We start from the raw sequence: 4,557 nt of genomic DNA on the forward strand, positions 1-4,557 counted from the left end.
AGTCGGCGTGGCCCGGGCAGTCTACGTGCGCGTAGTGGCGAGTCGGGGTGTCATATTCAACGTGGGAAGTGTTGATGGTGATACCACGAGCTTTTTCTTCCGGTGCGTTATCGATCTGGTCGAATGCGCGAGCAGCACCGCCGTAGGTTTTAGCCAGTACGGTAGTGATTGCAGCGGTCAGCGTTGTTTTACCATGGTCAACGTGGCCGATAGTACCGACGTTAACGTGCGGTTTTGTACGTTCAAACTTTTCTTTAGACATCGATTGTCCCTCTAAGACACGGATAAATCGGTGATATCACCACATCAACCAGGCAACATGCCCGACTTGTTGAATGCAATAAACAGAGAGAAACAGGGAAGGAGAGATAAAGAAGTGGTGCTGATACCCAGAGTCGAACTGGGGACCTCACCCTTACCAAGGGTGCGCTCTACCAACTGAGCCATATCAGCACGTCTGGAGCGGGCAGCGGGAATCGAACCCGCATCATCAGCTTGGAAGGCTGAGGTAATAGCCATTATACGATGCCCGCATCCTGAAACTCGGCTACCCAGTTCTTTCTGTCACAAAAAAGAGATTGCTCTCTTTAATGTTGAGCTGATTAGTTTACCCAACCAACTCCGGCTACGCAAAGCGTCGCCAGAAAGTGGTGGTGGGGGAAGGATTCGAACCTTCGAAGTCGATGACGGCAGATTTACAGTCTGCTCCCTTTGGCCGCTCGGGAACCCCACCCAAATTGTTATGGTGCCGACTACCGGAATCGAACTGGTGACCTACTGATTACAAGTCAGTTGCTCTACCTACTGAGCTAAGTCGGCATCAAGTAGCGCGCATTCTAGGGAGAGGAGCGAGTTCATGCAACTAAAAAATTGCATAAAACGTTCTCTTGCTCACATTTTGTGCTCTTCCGCGGAAAAATGGGGTAATTTCAAACAGTGGAGTGCAAATATTCGCCAGGAAATCGGCTCATCAGCCTCTTTCCGGCATGGTCTGTCACCGAGAACACTCTCCGACAGCTGACAGAAAGATATACAGCCCATTAGCGCTTATCCCATCAGCAACGCACATCCTTTACCCAGAATAAGAAACTTATTCATCTCTTGTGATGCTGACGCGAGAATGCAGCATTCAATGAGTTTTTTTCTTATTATTCCCGGCAATCTGGTGTTACCCTCCTGCCCATTGTCCTGATTAACTCGTGTGAAGCATCGCCGTTTCGACGTATTCGGTGATGGTAAGAACATGCTTATGAGCCAAAAAGAGCAGACGTTAATGACACCGTACCTACAATTTAACCGCCACCAATGGGCTGCACTTCGTGATTCTGTCCCGATGACGTTAACCGAGGATGAAATCACGCGGTTAAAAGGCATCAACGAAGATCTCTCTCTGGAAGAGGTTGCTGAGATCTATTTGCCACTGTCGCGTTTGCTCAATTTCTATATCAGTTCTAACCTGCGTCGTCAGGCTGTCCTCGAACAATTTCTTGGCACCAATGGTCAACGAATTCCCTATATCATCAGCATTGCTGGCAGTGTTGCGGTAGGAAAAAGCACCACAGCCCGTGTACTGCAGGCCTTGCTTAGCCGTTGGCCAGAGCACCGCCATGTTGAACTCATCACCACTGACGGATTTTTGCACCCTAACTCGGTATTGAAAGAACGCGGGTTAATGAAGAAGAAAGGCTTTCCGCAGTCCTATGATATGCATCGACTGGTGAAGTTTGTCTCCGACCTTAAATCAGGTGTACCGCAGGCAACCGCACCGGTTTATTCCCATCTGATTTATGATGTTATTCCAGACGGCGACAAAACCGTCGCACAACCGGATATTTTAATTCTTGAGGGGCTCAACGTTCTGCAAAGTGGAATGGATTATCCGCACGATCCCCATCATGTATTTGTATCCGATTTTGTCGATTTTTCTATTTATGTCGATGCACCGGAAGAATTATTGAAAAGCTGGTATATCAATCGTTTTCTCAAATTCCGTGAAGGGGCGTTTACCGATCCTGACTCCTATTTCCACAATTACGCAAAGCTGTCTAAGGAAGAAGCGGTAGATATTGCCACCTCGCTATGGAATGAGATTAACTTAATGAATCTCAAGGAAAATATACTACCAACCCGTGAGCGCGCCAGCCTGATTATGACCAAAAGCGCCAATCATTCTGTGAATCAGGTACGCTTACGTAAATAAAGCAAAGGGAGCCGAAGCTCCCTTTTTATTCTGCGCTGCGCAATGATATTTCACCGCCAACCCAGGCTTTTATCACTCCATCCTGTTCCAGCAATAGTGCACCCTGCGCGTCAATGCCTCGGGAAATTCCATAGATCTCTTTATCACCGATAATGAGTTTTACCGGGCGATGAATAAAGTTATCCAGTTTTTCCCAGCGCGGCAGATAGGGCGCTAACCCTTCCTGCTCGAACAGTTCGAGGCCCAGACGTAGCTCTTTAATCAGGCGCGCGGCGAGGAGATTGCGGTCGATGACAACCCCCGCCTCCTGAAGGCTTATCCACCCCTGATTGACCACGTCAGACTCCACGCGACGCATCACAAGATTGATACCCGCGCCACTAACGATTTGTGCAGCATCACCCGTTTTCCCGGTCAGTTCCACGAGGATCCCTGACAGTTTACGATCTTGCAGGTAAATATCGTTTGGCCATTTCACACGAACCTGATCGGCCCCGAGTTGCTGCAGAACTTCAGCGATCACGATACCAATCACCAGGCTGAGTCCAATAGCCGCCGCCGGCCCCTGCTCCAGGCGCCAGTACATCGAGAGATAAAGATTGGCGCCAAAGGGCGAGAACCATTTTCTACCTCGCCGTCCTCGCCCTGCCTGCTGATATTCAGCCACACAGGCATCCCCGGATGTCAGCTCATCAAGCCTGTCCAGTAAATACTGGTTAGTGGAGTCAATCACGGGGAGAACCGTCACTCGGCCATGTTCAATCTGTTGGGAAATCTTTTTCTCATCCAACAGATGAATGGGCTCCGGCAGGCTGTAACCCTTGCCTGGCACTGTAAACACATCGACGCCCCAGTCGCGTAAGGTCTGGATATGCTTATTAATCGCCGCCCGGCTCATGCCTAACTGCTCGCCAAGCTGTTCACCTGAGTGGAACTCGCCATCAGCGAGGATAGAAATCAACGTTAAGGGAATAGTATGGTCTTTCACGCAATGCTCTCCTCTGCGTTGACTTCGCCATGCGTTCCAATGAAGCGCACCTCGGGCTGAAGCCATACATCGAATTTCTCACCCACCTGCTGGCGAACGTAATGGGCTAGTTTTACCACGTCCTCGCTGGTCGCTCGATCTTCATTAATGAGTACCAGGGCCTGTTGTCGATGGACGGCCGCGCCGCCAATGCGTTGTCCTTTGAGCTGACATTGATCGATTAACCAGCCCGCGGCCAGCTTGACGGTGCCGTTTGCCTGCGGATAATGCGGCGCCTGGGGGAATTTCGCCAGCAGAGCTTCAGCAACCTGAGCGCTGACGATCGGGTTCTTAAAGAAGCTTCCGGCATTGCCGTTAATCTTTGGATCCGGCAACTTCGTCATTCGCATATGACAAACGGAATCGAATACCTGCTGTGGGGTGACGGTCTGTGGATCAAGACGCGTTAAATCACCATAGCTCAGCACCGGCTGCCATACTTTCGCCAACGATAATCCAATCGCGACGATGGCGTAGCGATCCTGATATTCATGTTTGAAGATGCTGTCGCGATAGCCGAAATGGCATTCCCCTGCTGAAAGACGTTCCTTACGACCCGTTTCCAGCTCGATGCAGTCAACATATTCGCAAACCCGCTGCAGCTCGACACCGTAGGCGCCAATATTCTGGATCGGCGAAGACCCTGCGCATCCAGGGATCAATGCCAGGTTTTCCAGTCCTGGCATCGCATGCTGTAGCGTGAACTGCACCAGTTGATGCCAGTTTTCACCAGCACCGACGTGCAAGCACCAGGCTTCCGGGGTTTCGCTCACCTCGATCCCCATAATCCGGTTAATGATCACCGTACCGGCATAGTCGTTCAGAAACAGAACGTTACTGCCTTCCCCAAGAATCAGCGTGGGCTGACCTTCTGCGACAGCAGTTTGCCAGGCGCTTAATAACTGCTGCTCAGTTTCGGCGCGTACAATCGTCTTGGCGGAGCGCTCAATGCCAAAGGTATTCCAGGGTTTGAGGGAGTGGTTCATAGTGGCTTCCTGATGCAAAATCGGCGTTAGTTTACCGTATCTGGCGGGGGAAGGCTTGCCCGATTGCAGGGGCAATGATGTTGCAGGGCGTTATCGGGCTGCGCGGTCAGCAGATGGCTGAGGATCCGTAGCCCCGGTCAGCGCAGCGCCACCGGGGAGATATACCCCACACAGCAAAAAAACCCGCACCTTTCGGCACGGGGTCCTTTTTTAACGCAAAACAAAAAGCTCAGTCTTTCGACTGAGCTTTCTGCTTTGTTTGATGCCTGGCAGTTCCCTACTCTCACATGGGGAGACCCCACACTACCATCGGCGCTACGGCGTTTCACTTCTGAGTTCGGCAT

At 51.0% G+C, this 4,557-nt stretch carries 4 protein-coding genes and 4 tRNA genes; 1 reads left to right on the plus strand and 7 read right to left on the minus strand.

What is annotated here, in order from left to right:
* The 5 genes from CWM54_RS27710 to CWM54_RS27730 form a co-directional block, all read right to left on the minus strand.
* Positions 1-262, minus strand: a 262-nt coding sequence (locus CWM54_RS27710) for a GTP-binding protein (protein ID WP_000031674.1), incomplete at its 3' end; no start/stop codon positions are given.
* 115 nt (positions 263-377) lie between these two features.
* A tRNA-Thr gene (locus CWM54_RS27715) sits at positions 378-453 on the minus strand.
* Positions 454-458: 5 nt separating this feature from the next.
* Positions 459-533 (minus strand) — tRNA-Gly (locus CWM54_RS27720).
* A 115-nt stretch (positions 534-648) separates the two neighbouring features.
* Positions 649-733: transfer RNA gene (locus CWM54_RS27725), tRNA-Tyr, on the minus strand.
* A 10-nt stretch (positions 734-743) separates the two neighbouring features.
* Positions 744-819 (minus strand) — tRNA-Thr (locus CWM54_RS27730).
* Between the two features lie 430 nt (positions 820-1,249).
* Here CWM54_RS27730 and coaA point away from each other — a divergent pair.
* Complete coding sequence (gene coaA, locus CWM54_RS27735) at positions 1,250-2,200, plus strand: type I pantothenate kinase (RefSeq protein ID WP_012543215.1); 951 nt, start codon at positions 1,250-1,252, stop codon at positions 2,198-2,200.
* A gap of 25 nt (positions 2,201-2,225) precedes the next feature.
* Here coaA and birA read toward each other — a convergent pair whose 3' ends face one another.
* Together birA and murB are read right to left on the minus strand one after the other, a co-directional pair.
* Positions 2,226-3,188, minus strand: a complete 963-nt coding sequence (birA, locus tag CWM54_RS27740; protein ID WP_008808010.1) for a bifunctional biotin--[acetyl-CoA-carboxylase] ligase/biotin operon repressor BirA — start codon at positions 3,186-3,188, stop codon at positions 2,226-2,228.
* Positions 3,185-4,213 (minus strand): UDP-N-acetylmuramate dehydrogenase, encoded by a 1,029-nt coding sequence (gene murB / locus CWM54_RS27745; RefSeq protein WP_061156162.1) that lies wholly within the window; start codon positions 4,211-4,213, stop codon positions 3,185-3,187. The genes birA and murB overlap by 4 nt, the downstream gene beginning before the upstream one ends.
* Between the last annotated feature and the right edge of the window lie 344 nt (positions 4,214-4,557).

This window comes from Klebsiella sp. D-Nf1, assembly GCF_002810515.1.
Lineage (GTDB): Bacteria > Pseudomonadota > Gammaproteobacteria > Enterobacterales > Enterobacteriaceae > Klebsiella > Klebsiella variicola.